Below are 20,939 nucleotides of genomic sequence, written 5' to 3'. Positions count from 1 at the left end.
CATCCGTCAGGCCTTCACGATGCTCAGGAATATCTTCCTGACCGCTTTTGCCAGCCGCTTCACCTCCCCCTCCAGCGTCTTGATATCAGGGCAATCGCCGGCGCGGTAGACGAGTTCAACGAGGCCTGATGGCGCGTCCTTGGGATCGAATAGGCCGTCAATGCAGAGGCGGATCAACTGCGAAAGACCGGTATAGAGCGCAAAGGCCTCAAGGCAGGTATCGAGATCTGCCGGCGCCATCAGCCGGTCGCCAAGGGCCTTCAAGGCCTCGCCAGTACTAAGCCCGTTCACGGGCGTGCCGACACCTTTGGACGGAGCGATCAGCGCCAGGTACTGGGCGATGAATTCGAGATCGATGACGCCGCCGGGGATCTGCTTCAGGTCCCATGGACCGCCCGGCGGCTTTTCCTTGTCGATCAGTTCGCGCATCTCGGCGACGTCATGCGCCACCTTGGCAATGTCACGATCGGCCGACAGCACCTCCCGGACGATCAGTTCCGCTTCGGCGATCAGGCTCTCATTGCCGCAGATCAGCCGGGCGCGGCTGAGCGCCATATGCTCCCAGGTCCACGCCTCTTCGCGCTGATACTTGCCGAAGGCATTGATACGGGTGGCGACCGGCCCCTTGTTGCCGGACGGGCGCAGCCGCATGTCGACCTCATAGAGCACACCTTCGGCGGTCGGCGCCGACAAGGCGGCCATCAGCCTCTGGGTGATGCGGGTGAAGTAACGGGTCGCGTCGAGCGGCTTCGGCCCATCGGATTCGGAGGCCGTGTCATCATAGTCATAGAGCAGGATCAGATCGATGTCGGAACCGGCCGTCAGCTCGAAGCTGCCGAGCTTGCCCATGCCGGCGACTGCGATGCGCCCGCCGGGATAGTCGCCGTGCGCGGCCCGCATCTCGCCGATCACGGCATCGAGTGCCGCTGCGATGACGAGGTCGGCGAGATGGGTGAAGGCGCGCGCCGCCATCTGGCCGTTGATCGCGCCGGTGAGCAGGCGGATGCCGATCAGGAAGCGCTGCTCGGCGGCGAAGATGCGCAGCCGGTCGAGCACCTCTTCATAATGGCGGGCCTGGGCAAGCGAGCCCTTCAGCCGTTCGCCGAGATAATCACGGGTCGGCAGCTCTGCCATCAGGCCGGGATCGAGCATGCCATCGAAGACGTGCGGCTTGGCGGCGATCACCTCGGCAAGCCGGGGTGCCGAGGACATGATGTTGACGATCAGCGATAGCAGCGCCGGGTTGCTGCCGAGCAGCGAGAAGAGCTGGATGCCGGAGGGAAGACCGGAGATGAAGCTGTCGAAGCGCAGCAGCGCCTCGTCGGCGCGCTTGCTTTCGCCGAAGACCCGCAGGAGCTCCGGCGCCAGCTCCGTCAACCTTTCACGCGCCTCGACCGATTGCGTGGCGCGGTAGCGGCCATAGTGCCAGGTGCGGATGATGCGGGAAATGTCGGACGGCCTGTTGAAGCCGAGTTTCTTCAAGGTCTCCAGCGTGTCCGGATCGTCACCCTGGCCGGTGAAGACGAGGTTTCCGGTATCGGTGGAAAGCCTGCTCTCCTGTTCGAAGAGGTGGGCATAACGCCGCTCGACCGTCTTCAGCACGCCGACCAGCCGTTCTGAGAAGCTCGGCGTGTCGGAGAAGCCCATCATGAAGGCGATGCGCTTCAGGTCGGCATCGGTTTCCGGCAGCAGGTGGGTCTGCTCGTCGCGGACCATCTGGATGCGATGCTCGACATCGCGCAGGAACCAGTAGGCCTCCGTCAGTTCGTCACGGGTTTCCGCGTCGATCCATTTCGCCTTGGTGAGTTCACCGAGCGTCTCCTCCGTCGCCCGACCGCGCAATGCCGGCATGCGACCGCCGGCGATCAGCTGCTGGGTCTGGACGAAGAATTCGATCTCCCGAATGCCGCCGCGGCCGAGCTTGACGTTATGGCCCTTGACCGCGATCGCACCGTGGCCCTTATGCGCGTGGATCTGCCGCTTGATCGAATGGATATCGGCAATCGCCGCGTAATCGAGATATTTGCGGAAGACGAAAGGGGCGAGCCCGCGCAGGAAATCGCCGCCCGCCGCAAGGTCGCCGGCAACGGCGCGCGCCTTGATGAAGGCCGCCCGCTCCCAGTTCTGCCCCCTGCCCTCGTAATAGATCATCGCCGCATCGACCGGGATCGCCAGCGGCGTAGAACCGGGATCGGGGCGCAATCTGAGATCGGTGCGGAAGACGTAGCCGTCCGCTGTCCGCTCCTGCAGGATGCGCACCAGCCGGCGCATCATCCTCGGGAAGACCTCGATCGCGTCATCCGGGTCAGGCACGATGCCCGCCTGTTCGTCAAAGAAGACGACGAGGTCGATATCGGAGGAATAGTTGAGTTCCGACGCGCCGAGTTTGCCCATGCCGAGCACGATCAGCCCGGAGCCGTCGCTCGGTGCTGCCAGATCCCGCAGCCGCAGCTTTCCACCCTCATGCGCCGCCAGCAGCAGATGGTCGATCGCGGCGGCAACCGAAGCTTCGGCAAGCTCGCTCAGCCAGGCCGTCGTCGCCCGCCCGTCGAAGATGCGTGCGAGATCTGCGAGTGCGACGAGGAAGGCCACCTTGCGCTTGATGATGCGCAGCCTGCTCATCACCACGGATTCCGAAGGCGCCGCCCCCTCGCCGTCCCTTTGCCAGCAGCGCCGCGCCTCGGCAACCAGCGCCTCGATCTGCGGCTCCAGCGGTTCAGTGACGGCGCCAGCGAGGATGGCGGGATCGAGATTGACGATTTCGCGCAAATAAGGCGACAGCGTCAGAACGGCCGCGATGAAATCGCGAAGCGGGCTCTCCGTCTTCAGCATCGCAGCCACCGACGGCTCGCTCTTGCCGGCCTCCTGAAGGTCGGCCAGTGCCAGCTTCAACTCCGTCTGGTTCAGCGGACGCAGCAGCCCTTCGGCGACATCCTTCAGGCCATGCGTCGATTTCGTCAGCATGCACTCTCCCTGCTTTAGCGCCTAGGGAAACGACCACGCAGAATCGCGGGAACGCCTCCCTGACCGGCATTAAACTAGGGTCTTGGCGGAAAACCGCCAATACGCGATTCAGCCGATCATCGACTTCGAGTCATCAGGCAGCCTTGGCCGGGAAGATCATGCTGACGGTCAATCCGCGCTGTTCGGGCTTGTCAGGATCGGTATCGGAGAGCTCCAACCGGCCGTTGTGCAGCTCCATCACCGCCTCCACCAGCGAAAGCCCGAGCCCTGTGCCGGGCTTCGACCGGCTTTCATCGAGGCGGACGAAGCGCTTCACCACGTCGTCGCGCCTGTCGGCCGGAACGCCCGGCCCATGGTCGGCGACCGAGAGGCAGATGCCATCCGGGCGGCGGGCAAGCTTCAGTGACACCTTGCCCGCTCCTTCCGTGTTAGAGGAATATTTGATGGCATTGTCGAGCAGGTTGAAGATTGCCTGGCCAATCAGCTCGCGATTGCCCTGCACCTCGACATCAGGCTCGATGCTAAAGCTGAGGCCGAGCCCGGCCTCCTCCGCCGCCGGTTCGTAAAGCTCGGCGCTATCGGAGACGATGGTCGAAAGCTCCACCGGCGACATCTCGGCCGCGACCGATCCGGCCTCGACGCGGGAGATCATCAACAGCGCGTTGAAGGTGCGGATCAGTTGGTCCGATTCGGAGATGATGCCTTCGAGCGCGGTGCGCCGCGTCTCGCCATCGGCGATATCGAGCGCATCGGCCGCCTTGTTGCGCAGCCGCGTCAGCGGCGTCTTGAGATCGTGGGCGATGTTGTCGGAGACTTGCCGCAGGCCCTCGTTCAGCTTCTCGATGCGCTCCAGCATGGTATTCAGAGACATCGACAACCGGTCGAATTCATCCCCCGATCCGCCCACCGGCAGGCGCTGCGACAGGTCGCCGGCCATGATCTTCTTGCTGGCATCCGACATGCGGTCGATGCGTTTCAGCGCGTTGCGGCCGATGGCGAACCAGATGATGATGGCGCCAAGCCCCATGATCGCCAAGGCTACCATCAGCGCCTGGCGCACCAGCAGACGGAAACGCTCGGGGTCGCCGAGGTCGCGGCCGATTAATATTCGCAGGCCGTTGTCGAGCACGAAGATATTGGCGATCGCCCTGTGGCGGCGCTCGACGCCACTGTCAGTATAACGCTGATAGATGAAGGGCGCGGAGGTCCAGCCGATCTCCTCGAAGACACCCGGCTGCACCGAGGCGACGTTGCCGGCGAGAATATCGCCCGAGGGACCGGCGATGATGTAGAGATTGGCGCCCGGCTGGCGGGCACGCCGCTCCATCGTGCGCAGCAGAAGGTTCATGCCGCCGGTGTCAAAGGCGCGCTGCACCTGTTCCACCTCCTGCCTGACGGCGTCGCGGATCTGCCCCGTCAGCAGCCGTTCCGACATCGCCGTCACATAGAAGACGAGCGTCGCGGCGCAGATGGCAAAAAGCAGGATGTAGAGTGCCGAAAGGCGGACTGCGGTGGACTTGAAGAGAACCTTGAAACGGCTCATCCCTCATCCTTGATCATGTACCCCGCGCCGCGAATGGTCTTCAGCAGCGGCTGGCTGTAGTCCTTCTCGATCTTCGAGCGCAAGCGCGAGACATGGACGTCGATGACGTTGGTCTGCGGGTCGAAGTGGTAGTCCCAGACGTTTTCGAGCAGCATGGTGCGGGTCACCACCTGGCCGGCATTCTTCATCAGATATTCGAGCAGGCGGAATTCGCGCGGCTGCAGCGGGATCTCCTTGCCGCTGCGGCGCACCTCGTGGGAGAGCCGATCGAGTTCGAGATCGCCGACGCGATAGACGACGTCCTGATCCGGCGTGCCCTTGCGACGGCCGAGCACCTCGACGCGCGCCAGCAACTCGCTGAAGGCATAAGGCTTCGGCAGATAATCGTCACCGCCGGCACGAAGGCCGGTCACGCGGTCATCAACCTGGCCCAGCGCGGAGAGGATGAGGACCGGCGTGTGGATGGCCTTGCGGCGCAACTCACTGATGACGGAGAGCCCGTCGCGGCGCGGCAGCATGCGGTCGATGACGATGACGTCATAGGTATTTTCCGACCCCATGAACAGACCGCTCTCGCCGTCGCTGGCGTGATCGGCGACGATGCCCGCCTCGCGAAAGGCTTTCGTGAGGTAGACCGCGGCTTCGAGATCATCTTCGATGATGAGAATCTTCATGCGGCCGACATTACCCACCGGCTGCGTTTCGGCAAGGCTCAAAGCATCTTCCTGCGGGGCGGCGCTCATGGCGATCATCCTTCAAAGGTCAGAAGAATCGAGCCGCGCGGACTTTCGTCCGCACGGCTCCCGTTGTCTTGAGGATCAGCCCTGGCCGTTGATCGGAAGCGCGACGAAACGGCTTCCTTCGTTGGACTGGATCTGGAAGAGCGCGCGGGTGCGACCGTCCTTCTTGGCCTGGTTCAACACCTTGACGACCTCGTCGGGGCTGGAGACCTCCTGGTTGTTGACCGAAGTGATCTTTTCGCCTTCCTTGATGCCCTTGTCGGCGGCGTCGGAGTCCGGGTCGATGGCGGTGATCGCCAGGCCCTTGCCGTCATCGGACGGACCGACCGTCAGGCCGAGATCGGCAAGCGCCTTCTCGGAAGCCGGCGCCTCAGGCTGCTGCGGCTGGCTGTTGTCATCGGCGGACGCATCCTTCTGGTCGACCGGCAGCGTGCCGAGTTCGACGGTGAGAGGCTGGGCCTTGCCGGCGCGCCAGACCGAAAGCTCGACCTTGCTGCCCGGCTGCATCGCGCCGATGCGGCGGCTGAGATCACGGGCATCCTTGATCGTCTCACCATTCAGCGCGGTGACGACGTCGCCAGCCTTCATGCCGGCCTTGTCACCCGGCGAACCGGCCTGCGGGGCAACGACCAGGGCGCCGCTCGGCTCGGAAAGGCCGATGGATTCGGCGATGTCCTTGGTCACCGGCTGGATCTGGACACCCAGCCAGCCGCGCGAGACCTGGCCGTCCTTCATCAGATCGGCGACGACATCCTTGGCGGTCGAGGCGGGAATGGCGAAGGCGATGCCGACGCTGCCGCCCGACGGCGAGAAGATCGCAGTGTTGATGCCGACGACCTCACCGCTGAGGTTGAAGGTCGGACCGCCGGAGTTGCCGCGGTTCACGGCGGCATCCACCTGCAGGTAATCGTCATAAGGACCGGAGCCGATATCGCGGCCGCGAGCCGAGACGATGCCGGCTGTGACCGTGCCGCCGAGGCCGAAGGGATTGCCGACGGCAACGACCCAGTCGCCGACGCGGACATTGTTGTCGTCGGCCCAGTTGACGTAGGTGAACTTCTTGCCCTTGCCGTCAACCTTCAGCACGGCGAGATCGGTGCGCGGATCCTTGCCGATCAGCTTGGCATCGAGTTCGGTGCCGTCATTCATGACCGCGACGAAGGCCTGACCATCGGAAACGACGTGATTGTTGGTGACGATGTAGCCGTCCTCGGAGATGAAGAAGCCGGAGCCTTGGGCCACGGGGCGGAGGCGGCCCTTACCGCCCGGACCATTCGGACCACCATTCGGTCCGTTCTGGCCGAAGCGCCTGGGATGGCCCTGCTGATCATTCGGATCCTGACCGAACTGCTTGAAGAACCGCTTCAGCGGATGATCGTCGGGAAGGTCGTCGAAGCCGCGGCCGTTGAAATCGAAGGAAAAGCCGTCATTGTTGTTGTCGGAGACGGGATTGACGCGATTTTCGACCCGGACGGAAACGACAGCCGGTGAAACGGCGTCGACGACATTGGCGAAGCTCGGAACGGCGGGCGCCTGAACCTTGACAGCTTCAGCATAAGACCGGGTGATTTCGAGCGGAACGCCGGTTGCGAGCACAGCGGCTGCGATACCGGCGACGGTAGAAGCCTTGAGCACAGTGGCGAGGGACGGACGTCCGTTGAAATTCTTGAGCATTGGAGCACCTTCTCTTGTTCTTAGTTCTCAGAGCCGGCGATGCCGGATCAGTCGATGAGTAAAGATATAGGACGCCGCACCTTACTGCGAACTGTCCGGCCAATGAAAAGTTGGTAATGTTTGCAATGTTTGGCAAACGGCCGAACGTATATGGGCCTTCACCCGCGGCGGCTCCGGCTCAGGTAGACTGCGCTACACGCGCTCCTTTGCGGAAGCGGCCTTCAATTCCCGTGGACTTCGGTCGGCTAATATTTATGCTTTCAGGCCGGCTCACCTTCAGAGGTACGGTTCTCGAACCATTCTGAGACAGTCCTTACCACCGTCGCAAAGTTGAGTTTTCAGCGGTTTGTCGGTTCTTGTGCTTTGGTCGACAGCTGCTTCAGCACATCCACGAAGTCATCGAAGCGCTCCTTTCCAACCTCTTTGGACCATTGCTCATGCAACTGCCGAAGACATCCGAAAATGGCTGCGACTACTTCATGTCCCCGTGGCGTCAGATAGACCAGTCGGCGATCGCTGCCGTCGGCTGCACGACGCTCGACATAGCCCAGGTCTTCAAGCTGGCTGAGCAGATAGTTCACAGCTTGTCGCGACATCCGCTTCTGACGCGCGAGCTCGGACGGTCTCATCCCATCCGGCAGCGGAAACGAGAACACGGCAAAATGCGCCTCCTGGAAGTCAACAAACCCCGCCTCGTGAATGGCTTGCAGCATACGGTCGCGCACATGCTGCCAGACGACGCGCAGCAGCGCGCCAAAGAACGGCGGACCGGGCAATGCGTCGGGAATTGAATCCGGGGACAATGGGATTGACATATATGTAAAGTCACTTTACGTTCTGATGTAAAATTACTTTACATTGTGGGGACCTTGGATGGAAGCGGTACGAAACGATATTGTGCGGATCGGGCAACTCGAACTGCGTTTTCTCATCTGTGAAGTCGGCGCGACGGTGTTTGAATTCACAGTGCCATCTCGGGCGCGCGTCCCCGCTCCGCACAGTCATCGGGATGCTGACGAATTCCTCTACGGCCTTGAAGGCGCGCTCACTGTCATCGTCGACGGGCAAACGCACGAGATTCGCGCCGGCGACGCCATATTCATTCCGCGAGGGGCGGTGCACCATCACGAGAACCTGCATGATGGCGCAGCCAAGGTCTTGGCGACCATCACGCCGGGTACAATTGGACGGCGTTATTTCGAGGAAATTGCCGAGGTGGTGAACGTGCCCGGCAAACCGGACCTCGCTAAGGCCAATGAGATCATGCTCCGCCACGGACTGGTCCCGGTCTGATCAGCTCACCCAAGCCTCGCAATTTTCCAGTTGATTGCGCATCACCCGCCGCGGCGCACAAGTCGCGCTGGGGAGTTGCAGGCTGGCCGGTTATTTTTTCAGAAGCTCGCTCAGCCGCGCCTGCTCGTCCGCCGTTAGCTTGCTGCCGGTCGGCTTGCCCGCCCTCTTGCGCGCAAAGACCAGCAGTGACAGCCCGCCGGCCAGCACCAGCAGCACCGGTGCGCCCCAGAGCAGCACCGTCTTCATGCCGACACGCGGCTTCAGCAGCACGAACTCGCCATAGCGCGAGACGATATAGTTCAGCACCGCCTCGTCGCTGTCGCCATCGGTGATGCGCTCGCGCACCAGCAGGCGCAGATCCTTGGCCAGATCGGCGTTGGAATCGTCGATCGACTGGTTCTGGCAGACCATGCAGCGCAGTTCCGCTGAAAGGGCGCGGGCCCGCGCCTCGAGCGCCGGATCGGCCAGCACCTCGTCCGGATTGACGGCAAAGGCGGGGGCGGCCATCAGCAGCAAAGCAAAAGCCAGGAGGAGACGCCGCATCATTCCGCCGGCTCCATTGCGGGAGCTGCCGGCTTTGCCGGCTTCGCCTTGCGGCGCGGGGCGCCGACACGCAGGCGCCGGTCGCTGAGCGAGACGAGGCCGCCGAAGGCCATGAACACCGCGCCGCCCCAGATGCAGAGAATGAACGGCTTCCACCAGATGCGTACGACGATGCCGCCGTCCTTGGTGGCATCACCCAAAGAGACATAGAGCTGGCTCAGCCCGAAGGTCAGGATGCCGGCCTCCGTCGTCGGCATCTGCCGGGCGGTATAAAGGCGCTTGGCCGACCAGGTATCGGCAACCGCGACGCCGGCACGTCGGATGGTGAAGTGGCCACGCTCCTCGGTATAGTTCGGTCCGGTCCCCGGCTGCATGCCGTCGAAATGCAGGCTATAACCGCCGGCCTCGGTCACCTCACCCGGCTTCATCTCGATGACATGCTCGCTCTGGAACGTCGTCACCGCGACGATGCCAAGCACGGTGACGCCGAGCCCGGCGTGGGCGAGCGCCGTGCCGAAGGCCGAACGCGGCAAGCCGGAAAGCCGGCGCCAGGCAAGACGGCCGGCGACCTTGCCGATGCCGGCGCGATACCAGAGATCGGCGACGGCGCCGAGGATCAGGAACAGCCCGGCAGCGAGGCCGAGCACTGACAGCACCGGCCCGCCATGTTCGATGTAGAAGAAGATCACTGCGGCAAGGAAGGCAAGACCTGCCACGACATAGAGCCGCTGCAGGGCACCGAGCAGATCGCCGCGCTTCCAGGCCAGCATCGGCCCGAAGGGGACGATGACGATCAGCGGCGCCATCAGCAGGCCGAAGGTCAGATTGAAGAAGGGCGGCCCGACGGAAATCTTGTCGCCGGTCAGCGTTTCCAAGAGCAGCGGATAGAGCGTGCCGGTGAGCACGGTGCCGCAGGCGACCGTCAGGATCAGATTGTTGACGACGAGCGCGCCCTCGCGCGAGATCGGAGCAAACAGCCCTCCGGCAGCGAGCCGCGGCGCGCGGAAGGCAAATAGCGACAGCGCCCCGCCGATGAAGATCAGCAGGATGCAGAGAATGAAAACGCCGCGGGATGGGTCGCTGGCAAAGGCATGCACCGAGGTCAACACGCCGGAGCGCACCAGGAAGGTGCCCATCAGCGACAGCGAAAAGGTGAGGATGGCCAGCAGCACCGTCCAGATCTTCAGCGCCTCGCGCTTTTCCATGACGAGGGCAGAATGCAACAGTGCGGTACCGGCGAGCCATGGCATGAAGGAGGCGTTTTCCACCGGGTCCCAGAACCACCAGCCGCCCCAGCCGAGCTCGTAATAGGCCCAGTAAGAGCCCATGGCGATGCCAAGCGTCAGAAAGGTCCAGGCGGCAAGCGTCCAGGGCCGCACCCAGCGGGCCCAGGCGGCGTCGATCCGCCCTTCCAGCAGGGCAGCGACCGCAAAGGAGAAACAGACGGAGAAGCCGACATAGCCGAGATAGAGCAGCGGCGGGTGGATCGCCAGACCGACATCCTGAAGGACCGGGTTGAGATCGCGGCCCTCGGCCGGCGCCGGATCGAGACGGAGGAAGGGATTGGAGGTCAAAAGAATGAACAGCGTGAAGGCAACAGAAATCCAGGCCTGCACGGCAAGTACATTGGCCTTCAGCGTCTCCGGCAGATTGCGGCCGAAGACGGCGACCAGAGCGCTGAACAGCGTCAGGATCAACAGCCAGAGCATCATCGACCCTTCGTGATTGCCCCAGACGCCGGAATATTTGTAGAGCAGCGGCACCAGAGAATGCGAATTCTCCCAGACGTTCTCGACCGAAAAATCCGAGACGACATGGGCATAGGTCAGCACGCCGAAGGAGAAGGCCACCAGCGAGAACATCGCCAGCGAGCCGATCGTCGCCACATCCATCATCGCCCGGTCGTGACGACGGGCTCCGATCACCGGCACGATGGAGAGGATGAGCGCCGTTGCCAGCGCCAGCACCAGCGCGTAATGGCCGATCTCGATGATCATGGCGTCGCCTTCACTTCCTGTCCCTGAGCTTGCTTCCCCTGAGCTTCCTGGCCTTGACCTTCCTTCCACAACCCCTGGGATTTGAGCCTGTCGGCGACKTCCTTCGGCATATAGGTCTCGTCATGCTTGGCAAGCACGGTGTCGGCGACGAAGACGTTCGTGCCAGTGGCAAACATGCCTTCGGTGACGACGCCCTGGCCCTCGCGGAAGAGATCGGGAAGGATGCCGGTATATTTGACCTTCACGGCATTGGTGCTGCCGTCGGTGACGGCAAATTCCACCGTCGAGCCGGTGCCGCGCACGACACTGCCCTCGCCGACCAGGCCGCCGAGCCGGATGCGGGTTTCCGGGGCYACCGGCGTCTTGGCGAGATCGGCCGGCATGTAGAAATAGGCGACCGACTGGCTGAAGGCGAACATCACCAACAGCACCGCGGCGAGGATGAAGCCCATGCCGCCCGCAATCACCGCCAGGCGCTTCTGCTTGCGTGTCATTGCGTCGCTCCCTCCGTGGCTATGCCGAGTTCCCTGGCAAGCGCCAGCAATTGCCTGCCCTCTTCGCCAGCCGGCGGAAAGGCGGCAAGTCCACGCTTCAGGGCGCCGGCGGCACGATCCTTGTCGTTCAATACGGCGTAAGAGCGGACGAGCCGCACCCATCCCTCGAAATTGTTCGGATCCTCGCTGAGCTTGGCATCAAGGCTCTCGACCATGCCGCGGATCATCTGCTGACGGTCGCCGGCGCTCATGTTCTCGGCCGCCGCCACATCTTGCTGCGTGGGATTGCCGGGGGTCGCCGGATTGGCGCCCGGGGCAACCGGATTGGCGCCTGCCGGCGCGCCGCCGTTCATGGCGATATGCTGGTTGACCAGCGGCAGCCACGGCGCATCTGATGGCGATTGTTTTGCCAGCGCCTCGAAGGCCTGGCGCGCCTCATCGGGCCGTCCCGCCTGCTCCATGCTGAGGGCGATGTAGAAGCGGGCGCGCGGATTGTCAGGCTGCAGCGTCAGCGATTGTTCCAGCACTTGCCGTGCCTCCTCGGTCACCACGCCGTCGGAGACCGCCATCAGCGTCTCGGCAAGACCATCGAGCCGGACGGGGCTCGGGCCGAGAAGCCGGATGGCATTGCGGTAGGCCACCTGCGCATCGCTGACGCGCATCGTGCGGAAATAGATTGGCGCCAGCACGTCCCAGCCCTTGCCGTCATCAGGTTTCTCAGCCAGGTGCCGTTCCGCCTTGGTGATCAGCACCGCCACGTCGTTGCCGGGGTTTTCCAGCCGCGCTTCCAGCGGCTGCGAGGGCAGGTCCGGCCTGCCCGTCGTCAAATAAAGACAGAGCCCGAGAACCGGCAGGACCAGGAGGACGAAGGCCTCGGTGAAACGGTGATGCCGTGCTGGTTTCGGCGTCTCAGCCGGCTCGTCGGCAGAGACGGCGATCAGCCGCCGGCCGATTTCCGCCCTGGCGTAATCAGCCTCCTCCGGGGTGATCAGTCCGCCGTCGAGATCGCGGTCGAGTTCGCGCAACTGGTCGCGATAGACCGCCGCCTCGCCCGCACGGATATTATCCGCCGCCTTCGCTCCGCGCAGAAGGGGGTAGAGCAGGATGACGGCGAGGGCTGCCGTCAAAGCGGCAACGAGAATCCAGAACAGCATGTCGCCCAAATACGTGAAGCGCGCCTTCATTCCAACTGCCAAAGCCGGAATGACGAAGATTTGAGGCTAGCGCATAACCCCGAGAATCGGAATCGATTTTCGGAAAAGATTATGCGCCATTTAAAGTGATAGAGCGTCCTTAGCGCGTCCTGCCGGGACGCGCGGCGCTCTATTGGCCGCAATTCAGAGCGGCGACCAGCTGCCGTCGTCGTTGCGGCAGGCAGCGCCGCGCGCCACCGTGTCCTTGCCGTCGACGGTCAGCGTATGGGTATATTGCCRGCAGTTCTGCGAGCCGACCTGATAGGGTGCCGCCGCGACGACCTTGCCGGTGATGTCCTTGCCGGTCCAGAGCACCGGCTGGCCGACGGCGGCCCCTTCCAGCGCCCGATATTCCGCCTCGAGCGCCCGCTGCTTGTCGCTATCGGTCAAGCTCACGCCGCTGCGGCCGACAATGCCGCCCTGCAGCGCGGTGATGAAGGCGGCCGATGCCGAGGGTTTGCTCGAAAAAATCCCGCGCGAAGCGGCACTCTTCGTCGTCGTGCAGCCGGATAGCGCGACGGCGACGAGAAGAGCGGAAACGATCATGCCTTGCGAGCGTAAAATCATTGCGTCGAACCACGATCAGGGGTCAATTTCAGCCGATCGAAGTGCAGCGTCCCCGTGTCAGCATTAAGGCAAAGCATGCTATACATTTGCCAGTATCTTTGTGACATCAAGCAGTTGCTCATGCAACATCCTTTGTGACGCCAGGCAGGATAAGCTTCGCCTTCAGCCCGCCCCATTCACCGCGGGAAAGCTCGAGCCGTCCCTGGTATTCGTTGGAAATCTCGGTGACAATCGAAAGGCCGAGCCCGGTTCCGGGCTTGCTTTCGTCGAGCCTGCGGCCGCGCTTCAGCGCCTCGCGGATCTGGTCCGGCTCCAGGCCAGGCCCATCATCCTCGACGGCGAGCTCCACCCAATGGCGGCGCGCGCTCGCCTCCACCCCCTTCACGTCCTCGCCGGCCTCGACGGCCGAAAGCCGCACCCTGCTCTTGGCAAAACGCGCCGCATTTTCCAGGAGATTGCCGACGGTCTCCTCGAGATCCTGCTGCTCCATGGCAACGGCCAGATGCGGCGGCGAGACGACGAGATCGAATTCGGTATCGACGTTCAGACGGCGCATGACGCGCACCAGCCGCTCCAGCGCCGGCTCTGCATCGGTGCGGGCGAGCACGGATTCGCGCTGCGCGGCGATGCGCGCCCGATTGAGATAGGACTGCACCTGCCCCTGCATCGCTTCCGCCTGGCTGCGGACCAGCTCACCATGGGATTTCTCCAGGACCCGCGCCTCGTTGAGAAGCACGGCAATCGGCGTCTTCAGCGAATGCGCGAGATTGCCGACCTGCATGCGGGCGCGCTCGACGATGCGGCGGTTGCTGTCGATCAGCGCATTCACCTCGTTGGCAAGCGGCAGGATTTCGCGCGGGAAGTCGCCCTTCAGCTGCTCGCTCTCGCCGGCGCGGATGCGCTCCAGCGCGGCACGCGCCTTGTCGAGCGGCTTCAGGCCGTAGAGAATCGCCAGCGCGTTGACGATCAGGCTGCCGACACCGAAACCGGCAAGCGCCAGATAGAGGCTGTGGGAAAAGGTGCGCACGTCGTCCTCGACGACATCGACATTACCGGTGACGCGGACGCGCGCTGCACGCCCGTCAGTATCGAGCACCACTTCGGTCTCCGCCACCTGCACGCGGTTCCCGGAGGCGTCCGTCACCTGATAGTAGCGCTCGTAATTCTTGTCGAAGGGCGCCTCGACGACCGAGGGAACCGGAATGAGCGCCGAGCCGAGCGAAGGCGAGACCAGCGGAGCGGTCGTATAGGTGCCGAGCGGCTCCACCACCCAGTACCAGCCGGTCTTTGGCTGGGCAAAACGCAGGTCGCCGAGCTGCGGGCTGCCGCTGAGTGCGCCCTGATCGCCGATCGTCACCGAATTGATGACGTTATAGAGCTGCGCCCGCAACAGATCTTGGAAACCGCGTTCGGCGCTCTTGCGGTAGAGGGTGGAGATCAACAGACCGATCACCACCAGCGCCACTGTCGACCAGACCGTGGTCAGCAACAAAACACGTGCGGTGAGCGACTTAATTCGCATGTTTCGGCGCTTGGATGCGGTAACCGAGACCGCGCACCGTTTCGATCAAGTCGACGCCCATTTTCTTGCGCAGGCGGCCGACGAAGACTTCGATCGTATTGGAATCACGGTCGAAATCCTGGTCGTACATATGCTCGACCAGTTCCGTGCGCGAGACGACCTCGCCCATGTGATGCATGAGATAGGCGAGCAGGCGATATTCGTGCGAGGTCAGCTTCAGCGTCGTGCCGTTGACCGTCGCCTTCGAGGACTTGGTATCGAGCCGCACCGGCCCGCAGATGATCTCGGATGAGGAATGCCCGGCCGCACGCCGGATCAGCGCCCGAATGCGCGCCAGCACTTCCTCGACATGGAAGGGCTTGGTGACGTAGTCGTCGGCACCGGCATCGATGCCGGCGACCTTGTCGCTCCATCGGTCGCGCGCCGTCAGAATCAGCACCGGCACGCCGCGGCCGGCGCCGCGCCATTTTTCAAGAACGGTGACCCCGTCCATCTCCGGCAGGCCGATATCGAGGATGATGGCGTCATAGGGTTCGGTGTCGCCGAGGAAATGGCCTTCCTCGCCGTCGAACGCCTGGTCGACGACATATCCCGCCTCCTTCAGCGTGTCGGCCAGCTGCCGGTTCAGATTAACGTCGTCTTCGACTACCAGGATGCGCATCGGTCCGCCTTCGTCCGCTTCAAATTGATCAATGTCCTGAATAAGCCGATTCCGCTTACATCGGAACCTTTACCGTCACTTTGCGTGGGCGCTGGCCGTTGCCCTGCACAAGAACGGTGATGATGCAGGTATCGCCCACCGGTTGCACGGACAGCAGCTGGCCGCCCGTCTGCTCGACGACCTGGGCTGCGGCGGCGCTGCAATCGCCTCCCACACGCAGGACAAAACTGCCCGTGGCGTCCGGTGAGGGCGCCGATACCACCAGTCCGGCGGCCAATGCTGCGACGCTCAGAGGAAAGGCCATGTGTTATGCTTTCAAGGTAATGCCAACTTGCCTCGAATATGTACTCACGCGACCTGAATGGCAAATGAATGCGCTGTAATGCAGGGTGTTTAGAACTGTTCTCGACTCTTCGGGACAGCCTGTTTCAGCGCCTGGAAATCGCCGCCGCGGCAAGGTCCGGCGGCGCCGTTGCGTCCAAGAACGATAGCCTCCAGCCTTGGGATCCACGCATTTTTCGTCAGCCCCGTAAAGGCGGTGAGTTGACGGGACCGACTCCACAGCCGTCATTTGCGAATCGGCCGCGCCGTTCCGATTCCTGCCGACCGCAGCTTTCACGGGCCGGTTGAAACTGTTATGTCCTTGCTGCCCCCGCATTTCAGACCGTTTCAGCACCAATGCCAAAATCCTCCCGCTTCCGCTCGGCGCAGACGGTCACCGTCCTTGCCGTTACCCAGCTGATCGGCTGGGGCACGACTTTCGACATGCTCGGGGTCATGGGCCGCGTCGTAGCGCCGGATCTCGGCCTGCCGAACGAGGTGGTATTTGCCGGCCTGACGATCATGATGGTGGTCAGCGCCATTGTCGGTCCGGCGACCGGCCGCTGGCTCGGCCGCTATGGTGCTGCCCGGGTACTTTCGGCCGCCTCGCTGACCTTTGCGCTTGGCCTGCTTGTGCTTGCCGCCGCAAACGGCATCGTGCTCTATGCCAGCGCCTGGGTCATCATCGGCATCGGCGGCGCATTTGGCCTTTCGGCACCGGCCTACACCGCCGTCGTCGAGCGCGAAGGGGCGAACGGCAAACGCGTCATCGCCATCCTGATGCTGTTCACCGGACTTTCGAGCGCCATCTTCTGGCCGATCCTCAGCCTGCTCAACGAGGCGGTCGGCTGGCGCCTCACCTTCCTGGTCTGCGCGGCGCTGCAATTCCTCGTCTGCCTGCCGCTGCATCTTTTCGCCCTGCCGAAGCCGCTCGCAACGCATATCGAAGGCAGCGCGGCCGAAATCGCCCCGGTGCCGCTGTCGAAGGCCGAGCAACGCAAAGCCTTCCTGCTGATTGCCGCGGCGACGACGATCTCGACATTCATCACCTTCGGCATCTCCCCATCGCTGCTCGAAATCCTCCGCCAGTCCGGCGCCTCGCCAGCCCTAGCGCTGCAGCTCGGCTCGGCACGCGGCGTCCTTGGCATCTCGGCACGTTTCCTCGACATGCTGCTCGGCCGGCGCGGCAATCCCATGCTCAGCGCGGCCATGGGCATCAGCCTGATGATGATCAGTTTCCTGATAATGCTGGTCGCCAGCCCGTCGACACCGCTGCTCGTCACCTTCATCCTGCTCTACGGCTTTGGCGCCGGCGTCATGACTGTCGCCCGCGCGCTGCTGCCGCTGGCGCTGTTCTCACCGCGCGAATTCGGACTGCAATCGGCCAGGCTGTCGCTGCCGCAAAATCTCGCCAACGCCATCGCCCCGGTCATCTTCACCGCCATCCTCGACCGCGCCGGCACCGGCCCGGCGCTCGCCGCCTGCGCCGCTCTCGCGGCCTTGTCGCTGGCCTTCGTGCTGATGCTGATGGCGCTGGTGCGCGGCGCCCATGCATCGCAGCCGAGCCCGGTCGCTCCGTGACGGCCTGCACCCTAAAGTCAGCCATTCTTAATCTGTCTTGATTATCATCCGCGCAGAGACGAGAACACTTTCCGTCCACACATCGCGGCCATTGGGGCGACCTGATGACGAACGGACGCCCGCTTTTCCCGAGTCTTTTGAATCGTTTGCCGCCGCTTTTTCGAAAGTTGAATCCGGTGGCTCAGAAGTTGAGTCAGCTTCGCGACGAACCGAATCCGGACAATCATTCATCCATTTGAAATTTAAACGGAATGCGGCTCGGCAGCCGGATGCCTGCAGGCGTCAGAGCGGCCGCGTCACCGCCGTGCGACTGTCGTAGTCGGCGGCGATGCGCTTTTCGCGGAGCGGCCGCACGCGGTCGATCGAGAGCTGATAATCGGGATGCGCCTTATAGGCGGCAAGGGCCGCTTCATCGTCGAATTCGCCATAGACCACGAGATCGATCTCGGTGCCCAGCTGATCGGTCTTCACATTGGTGCCGATTTCCAGCAGCCGCGCATGCGGAATGCCGGTCAGTATAGAAAGCCCGGCCCTCACCTCCTGCAGATGTTCCTCCTGCACGGTGAAAAAGACGATATGGCGGATCACGCGGAAGCTCCTGTCAGATTTCAGAGTCTCAGCCGGGCGATAACACGCGAGCCCCAGGCCTTCAACCGCGCGCGCATGCGATGCGCAGCATCGGGACGTATCGCCGCATCGAAGGCCATGGCATAGCTTGCCAGCTTTTCCGCCCGGTCGGTGCCATTGACGATGCGGCGGGCATTCACCCAGTCCGCGGTCGTCGCGTTCAGATGATCGGCGAGCTTGTGGCCGGTAAAACTGCCCTGCAGCATACCTTCGATCAGGATCGTCACCGCCGCATCCATCTCCATCGCGCGGTCGGGATCAGCAACGAGGTCGATCCCGGTCAGCACGCTCATCGCCTCATAGTTCCGCTTATGGGTGAGCTGCACCAGGCCGCGGCCGAGCCAGCTGCAGCCATCCTCGTCCGGCCGCCAGTAGGGTGTCTTCACCCAGGAGAGCCTGCCTGCCGCGAAGGCCGTCTCCAGGATCTCGACCGCGCGCGCATCGCTTTCCGCCAGCGTCTCCCGCACCGGCTGCATCGTGTAGGCGGTCTCATGGTAAGCGGTTGCGAGGATATAGGCGAGCCACCGCCGGTCGGCCCCAGCAAACCGCTCTTCCCAGGCGTCGAGAATCGCCGTGATGCCCACTACCTGAGGCTGAGTCAGGTTTCCTTTGAAGAGCTGGTGCCGTACCGTATCGAAAAAGAATGTCCGGTCCATGTGGACAACCATTCCGCGCTTCCCTCGAATATCATGGTTAAAACCGTCTTAATCGATTAAATTCGATTTAATCGTTTAAAGTGTTTAAACCACTGATTTACACGCCTTTTGTCTTGTGCAATGCATCTCACTGCCCCGAAGCCTTACTACGAACAGAGGAGACTTCCGATGCAGACGCCGGCCAATACCCAAACCACCATTCCCCAGCATGTCGTCGACCAGATGGAAAACGAATGGCGCCAGATTCGCCCTGAACGGGAAAATACGCGCCCGGCCCAGCAGCCTCAACAACAACGCTGAAATATACGCAAAGCGGTACCAATGTAAGCTCGAGCGCCGCCCAGCGCCCGATCAATGCCCCGGCCAGTCGATCGTGGCCGGGTGAATTTTCACAGGGCAGTAGACGTCCCAGCGGTTTGCCCCCTCATCGCATCACAGCATCGAGCCGTTTTGCCAGCGTGTCCAACGATCGGGTGAAAACCATCTTATCGTCCAGCGCACGCGACAGCACCAGCGCTCCCTGAATACCGGAGACGCTCTCCTCGGCGAGCATTTGCGCCTGCTCCTCAGTACAGCCTGCCCGCATCAGCGCCGAACGCAAGGCTTCGATCCAGCGGCTGAAATAGTCGCCGATCGCTGCCGAAAACCGCTCGCGGGTCTCGTCAAGCGCAAAGGCACCGACCAGGCAGATGCGGCGACCGGAGCGGAAGTAGTCGTTTATATTCGTCCACATCGCCGCGATCGCCTCACGGGCATCTCCATTTCTCAACGGCTGATAGATCGCATGTTCGAACCATGCATCGACATCGGCGAGCACCGATCTTGCCATCTCCTCCTTACCGCCGGGAAAGAAGTGGTAGAGGCTGCCCTTGCCGATGCCGGTGCGTTCGGTGATGCGGCTGAGCGACGTGCCTTCATAGCCGAGCTCGCGGAAGATTTCGGCGAGCAGCGGGACGATGTCGGCGCGTTCGTAGACGGTTTTCACCCGCGAACTTCCCTTGGCTTGATCAGAGACCGAGTTCGGTCAGACCGGGATGGTCGTCCGGCCGCCGGCCGAGCGGCCAGTGGTACTTGCGCTCCGATTCCCGGATCGGCAGGTCGTTGATGCAGGCGAAGCGGCGCTGCATCAAGCCGGCGGCGTCGAACTCCCAGTTCTCGTTGCCATAGGAGCGGAACCAGTTGCCGCTGTCATCATGCCATTCATAGGCGAAGCGCACGGCGATGCGATTGTCGGTGAAGGCCCAGATCTCCTTGATCAACCGGTAATCCAGCTCCTTGGCCCATTTGCGGGTGAGGAAAACGACGATTTCGGCGCGGCCGGTGATGAATTCGGCGCGATTCCGCCAGCGGCTGTCCGGCGTATAGACGAGCGAGACGCGCTCGGGATCGCGGCTGTTCCAGCCATCCTCGGCAAGGCGGACTTTCTGGGTGGCGGTTTCAAGGGTGAAGGGCGGGACAAGGCTGGACATGATCACTCCTGTACTGAACAGTTATCACTGTACTGATTGGTACAATTATTGGCAAGCCGCTTCGAAGCGATGTTCGCCCGGGATCGAGAGGCAGCCAAGGGGCACCCTCACCCGCGGGAACGGCGCAGCAGATCCACGCTCTCCTTCCGCCACCGCAGCGGCAGAGCATCCGGGCGAAGCACGATCTTTTCCGGCGTGAAACGCCATAGCCGTTCTGCTCCCTGAAAGGTGGCGATATCGGGGGAATCCAGCAGCACTTCGGCATTTCCCGTCATCTGCAGCATATCGCCGGTTTCGAAATCGACGAAGACCAACCCTGCCTTCGAATTGACGAGGATATTGCCAAGCGTGTTGAAGAACCGATTGCCGGCAAAATCGGGAATGGTCAGCACGCCGTCGGCGCCGACACGCACGAAGCCGGCATTGCCGCCGCGATGGGACACGTCCACCTGCCGCTCGCCATTGGCGCGGTCGACATAGGAAGCGACGAAAAACGTATCGGCGCCCTCGACCATCCCCAGCGCCCGATCGTCGAGTTGACCGGAATGAAGCGGCTGCGTCGCCGTCGGCATATCGGGATCGCGGACAAAGGCGGCAGAGCGAGGCTGGATATATTGCGGGCAATTGCCGAAGCTCTGGCCGACGCGAACGTCAAAACCTTTAGCGTCCGTCCTGCGGATCACGCCGTTCAGGCGGTTACGCCGCCGGGTCTCGAGCTGGATGCCAAGCATGGCGATCGCGTCGCCATCCTCCATGCCGGCATCGGCAGGATCGGCCGGGTCGCGCGGCAGGCCGACCTCAAGGATCTCCGGCTCAGGCGAGGCCATGAAGCCCGGTCGCTCAGCCCTTATCGTTGCCCAGACATCACCCTTGGCATCGACGGCGCCGAGCACGACGAAAGGCAGCATCGGAAAAAAGGCGCGGTGCTGTTCCGGCATGGCCTTGCGGACGAAATTCCGTCCCGRCCCGTCCATGCGTTCGACGACACCGACGCTGCGCTGGATGGCGAGTTCGCCCTCATGCCAGGGTGACGGCGCGTCCTGTTCTCTCTGCTCCAGCATCTCGATCTCCTTGCAGGTATCGTTGGGGAAAGC

The 20,939-nt window shown here is 62.9% G+C and carries 21 protein-coding genes; 3 read left to right on the top strand and 18 right to left on the bottom strand.

Annotation, left to right across the window (positions count from 1 at the left end; all coding sequences use genetic code 11):
• Positions 1–6 precede the first annotated feature (6 nt).
• The 5 genes from AC1D1Z_RS02145 to AC1D1Z_RS02125 form a co-directional block, all read right to left on the bottom strand.
• A complete protein-coding gene (locus tag AC1D1Z_RS02145) occupies positions 7–2,964 on the bottom strand; it encodes a bifunctional [glutamine synthetase] adenylyltransferase/[glutamine synthetase]-adenylyl-L-tyrosine phosphorylase (RefSeq protein WP_018241317.1) in 2,958 nt (985 codons plus the stop codon).
• Between the two features lie 133 nt (positions 2,965–3,097).
• Positions 3,098–4,507 carry a sensor histidine kinase gene (locus tag AC1D1Z_RS02140; protein ID WP_028733903.1) on the bottom strand — a complete coding sequence of 470 codons (1,410 nt, stop codon included), beginning with the start codon at positions 4,505–4,507 and terminating at the stop codon, positions 3,098–3,100.
• The gene (locus tag AC1D1Z_RS02135) at positions 4,504–5,259 is read right to left on the bottom strand and encodes a response regulator transcription factor (RefSeq protein WP_018241315.1); all 756 of its coding nucleotides are present in this window, start codon (positions 5,257–5,259) and stop codon (positions 4,504–4,506) included. Before AC1D1Z_RS02135 ends, AC1D1Z_RS02140 begins: the two co-directional genes overlap by 4 nt.
• Positions 5,260–5,325: 66 nt before the next feature.
• Positions 5,326–6,921, bottom strand: a complete 1,596-nt coding sequence (locus AC1D1Z_RS02130; RefSeq protein ID WP_018241314.1) for a Do family serine endopeptidase — start codon at positions 6,919–6,921, stop codon at positions 5,326–5,328.
• Between the two features lie 338 nt (positions 6,922–7,259).
• Entirely contained in the window at positions 7,260–7,736 is a 477-nt protein-coding gene (locus AC1D1Z_RS02125) for a MarR family winged helix-turn-helix transcriptional regulator (protein WP_205928166.1), read from the bottom strand.
• 58 nt (positions 7,737–7,794) lie between these two features.
• On the opposite strand from AC1D1Z_RS02125, the gene AC1D1Z_RS02120 reads away from it, so the two are divergent.
• Entirely contained in the window at positions 7,795–8,214 is a 420-nt protein-coding gene (locus AC1D1Z_RS02120; protein ID WP_018241312.1) for a cupin domain-containing protein, read from the top strand.
• Between the two features lie 90 nt (positions 8,215–8,304).
• On the opposite strand, the gene AC1D1Z_RS02115 is transcribed toward AC1D1Z_RS02120, so the two are convergent.
• From AC1D1Z_RS02115 to AC1D1Z_RS02080, 8 genes are all read right to left on the bottom strand, one after another.
• Positions 8,305–8,760, bottom strand: coding sequence for a cytochrome c-type biogenesis protein (locus AC1D1Z_RS02115; protein ID WP_018241311.1), 456 nt, complete (start codon positions 8,758–8,760; stop codon positions 8,305–8,307).
• Entirely contained in the window at positions 8,757–10,754 is a 1,998-nt protein-coding gene (locus AC1D1Z_RS02110) for a heme lyase CcmF/NrfE family subunit (RefSeq protein WP_446983260.1), read from the bottom strand. Before AC1D1Z_RS02110 ends, AC1D1Z_RS02115 begins: the two co-directional genes overlap by 4 nt.
• Positions 10,751–11,248, bottom strand: a complete 498-nt coding sequence (ccmE, locus tag AC1D1Z_RS02105) for a cytochrome c maturation protein CcmE (protein WP_477849342.1) — start codon at positions 11,246–11,248, stop codon at positions 10,751–10,753. Before ccmE ends, AC1D1Z_RS02110 begins: the two co-directional genes overlap by 4 nt.
• A complete protein-coding gene (ccmI, locus tag AC1D1Z_RS02100; protein ID WP_446976824.1) occupies positions 11,245–12,402 on the bottom strand; it encodes a c-type cytochrome biogenesis protein CcmI in 1,158 nt (385 codons plus the stop codon). Before ccmI ends, ccmE begins: the two co-directional genes overlap by 4 nt.
• 183 nt (positions 12,403–12,585) lie before the next feature.
• Positions 12,586–13,008 carry a hypothetical protein gene (locus AC1D1Z_RS02095; protein WP_477849340.1) on the bottom strand — a complete coding sequence of 141 codons (423 nt, stop codon included), beginning with the start codon at positions 13,006–13,008 and terminating at the stop codon, positions 12,586–12,588.
• Between the two features lie 118 nt (positions 13,009–13,126).
• Positions 13,127–14,530, bottom strand: coding sequence for a sensor histidine kinase (locus tag AC1D1Z_RS02090; RefSeq protein WP_003546769.1), 1,404 nt, complete (start codon positions 14,528–14,530; stop codon positions 13,127–13,129).
• Entirely contained in the window at positions 14,520–15,191 is a 672-nt protein-coding gene (locus AC1D1Z_RS02085; protein ID WP_018241306.1) for a response regulator transcription factor, read from the bottom strand. Before AC1D1Z_RS02085 ends, AC1D1Z_RS02090 begins: the two co-directional genes overlap by 11 nt.
• Before the next feature lie 55 nt (positions 15,192–15,246).
• Complete coding sequence (locus tag AC1D1Z_RS02080) at positions 15,247–15,495, bottom strand: hypothetical protein (protein ID WP_018241305.1); 249 nt, start codon at positions 15,493–15,495, stop codon at positions 15,247–15,249.
• 374 nt (positions 15,496–15,869) lie between these two features.
• Between AC1D1Z_RS02080 and AC1D1Z_RS02075 the strand changes: the two genes are divergently transcribed.
• Entirely contained in the window at positions 15,870–17,093 is a 1,224-nt protein-coding gene (locus AC1D1Z_RS02075) for an MFS transporter (RefSeq protein ID WP_334542883.1), read from the top strand.
• Positions 17,094–17,375: 282 nt separating this feature from the next.
• On the opposite strand, the gene AC1D1Z_RS02070 is transcribed toward AC1D1Z_RS02075, so the two are convergent.
• Both AC1D1Z_RS02070 and AC1D1Z_RS02065 read right to left on the bottom strand, forming a co-directional pair.
• The gene (locus tag AC1D1Z_RS02070) at positions 17,376–17,681 is read right to left on the bottom strand and encodes a Dabb family protein (RefSeq protein ID WP_003546748.1); all 306 of its coding nucleotides are present in this window, start codon (positions 17,679–17,681) and stop codon (positions 17,376–17,378) included.
• A gap of 20 nt (positions 17,682–17,701) precedes the next feature.
• Positions 17,702–18,388 (bottom strand): hypothetical protein, encoded by a 687-nt coding sequence (locus AC1D1Z_RS02065; RefSeq protein ID WP_018241304.1) that lies wholly within the window; start codon positions 18,386–18,388, stop codon positions 17,702–17,704.
• A 156-nt stretch (positions 18,389–18,544) separates the two neighbouring features.
• Between AC1D1Z_RS02065 and AC1D1Z_RS02060 the strand changes: the two genes are divergently transcribed.
• Positions 18,545–18,676, top strand: a complete 132-nt coding sequence (locus AC1D1Z_RS02060; protein ID WP_018241303.1) for a hypothetical protein — start codon at positions 18,545–18,547, stop codon at positions 18,674–18,676.
• 124 nt (positions 18,677–18,800) lie between these two features.
• Here AC1D1Z_RS02060 and AC1D1Z_RS02055 read toward each other — a convergent pair whose 3' ends face one another.
• The 3 genes from AC1D1Z_RS02055 to AC1D1Z_RS02045 form a co-directional block, all read right to left on the bottom strand.
• Positions 18,801–19,361 carry a TetR/AcrR family transcriptional regulator gene (locus AC1D1Z_RS02055; protein WP_018446208.1) on the bottom strand — a complete coding sequence of 187 codons (561 nt, stop codon included), beginning with the start codon at positions 19,359–19,361 and terminating at the stop codon, positions 18,801–18,803.
• A gap of 22 nt (positions 19,362–19,383) precedes the next feature.
• Positions 19,384–19,845, bottom strand: coding sequence for a nuclear transport factor 2 family protein (locus AC1D1Z_RS02050; RefSeq protein ID WP_018446209.1), 462 nt, complete (start codon positions 19,843–19,845; stop codon positions 19,384–19,386).
• 107 nt (positions 19,846–19,952) lie between these two features.
• Positions 19,953–20,906: a flavin-nucleotide-binding protein gene (locus AC1D1Z_RS02045; RefSeq protein WP_477849333.1), complete on the bottom strand. Its 954-nt coding sequence runs from the start codon at positions 20,904–20,906 to the stop codon at positions 19,953–19,955.
• Positions 20,907–20,939 lie beyond the last annotated feature (33 nt).

The organism is Rhizobium sp. P1_E1 (assembly GCF_056406015.1).
Note: the sequence above shows the minus strand (reverse complement) of the source record. Positions and strands in the feature narration are given on the sequence as shown.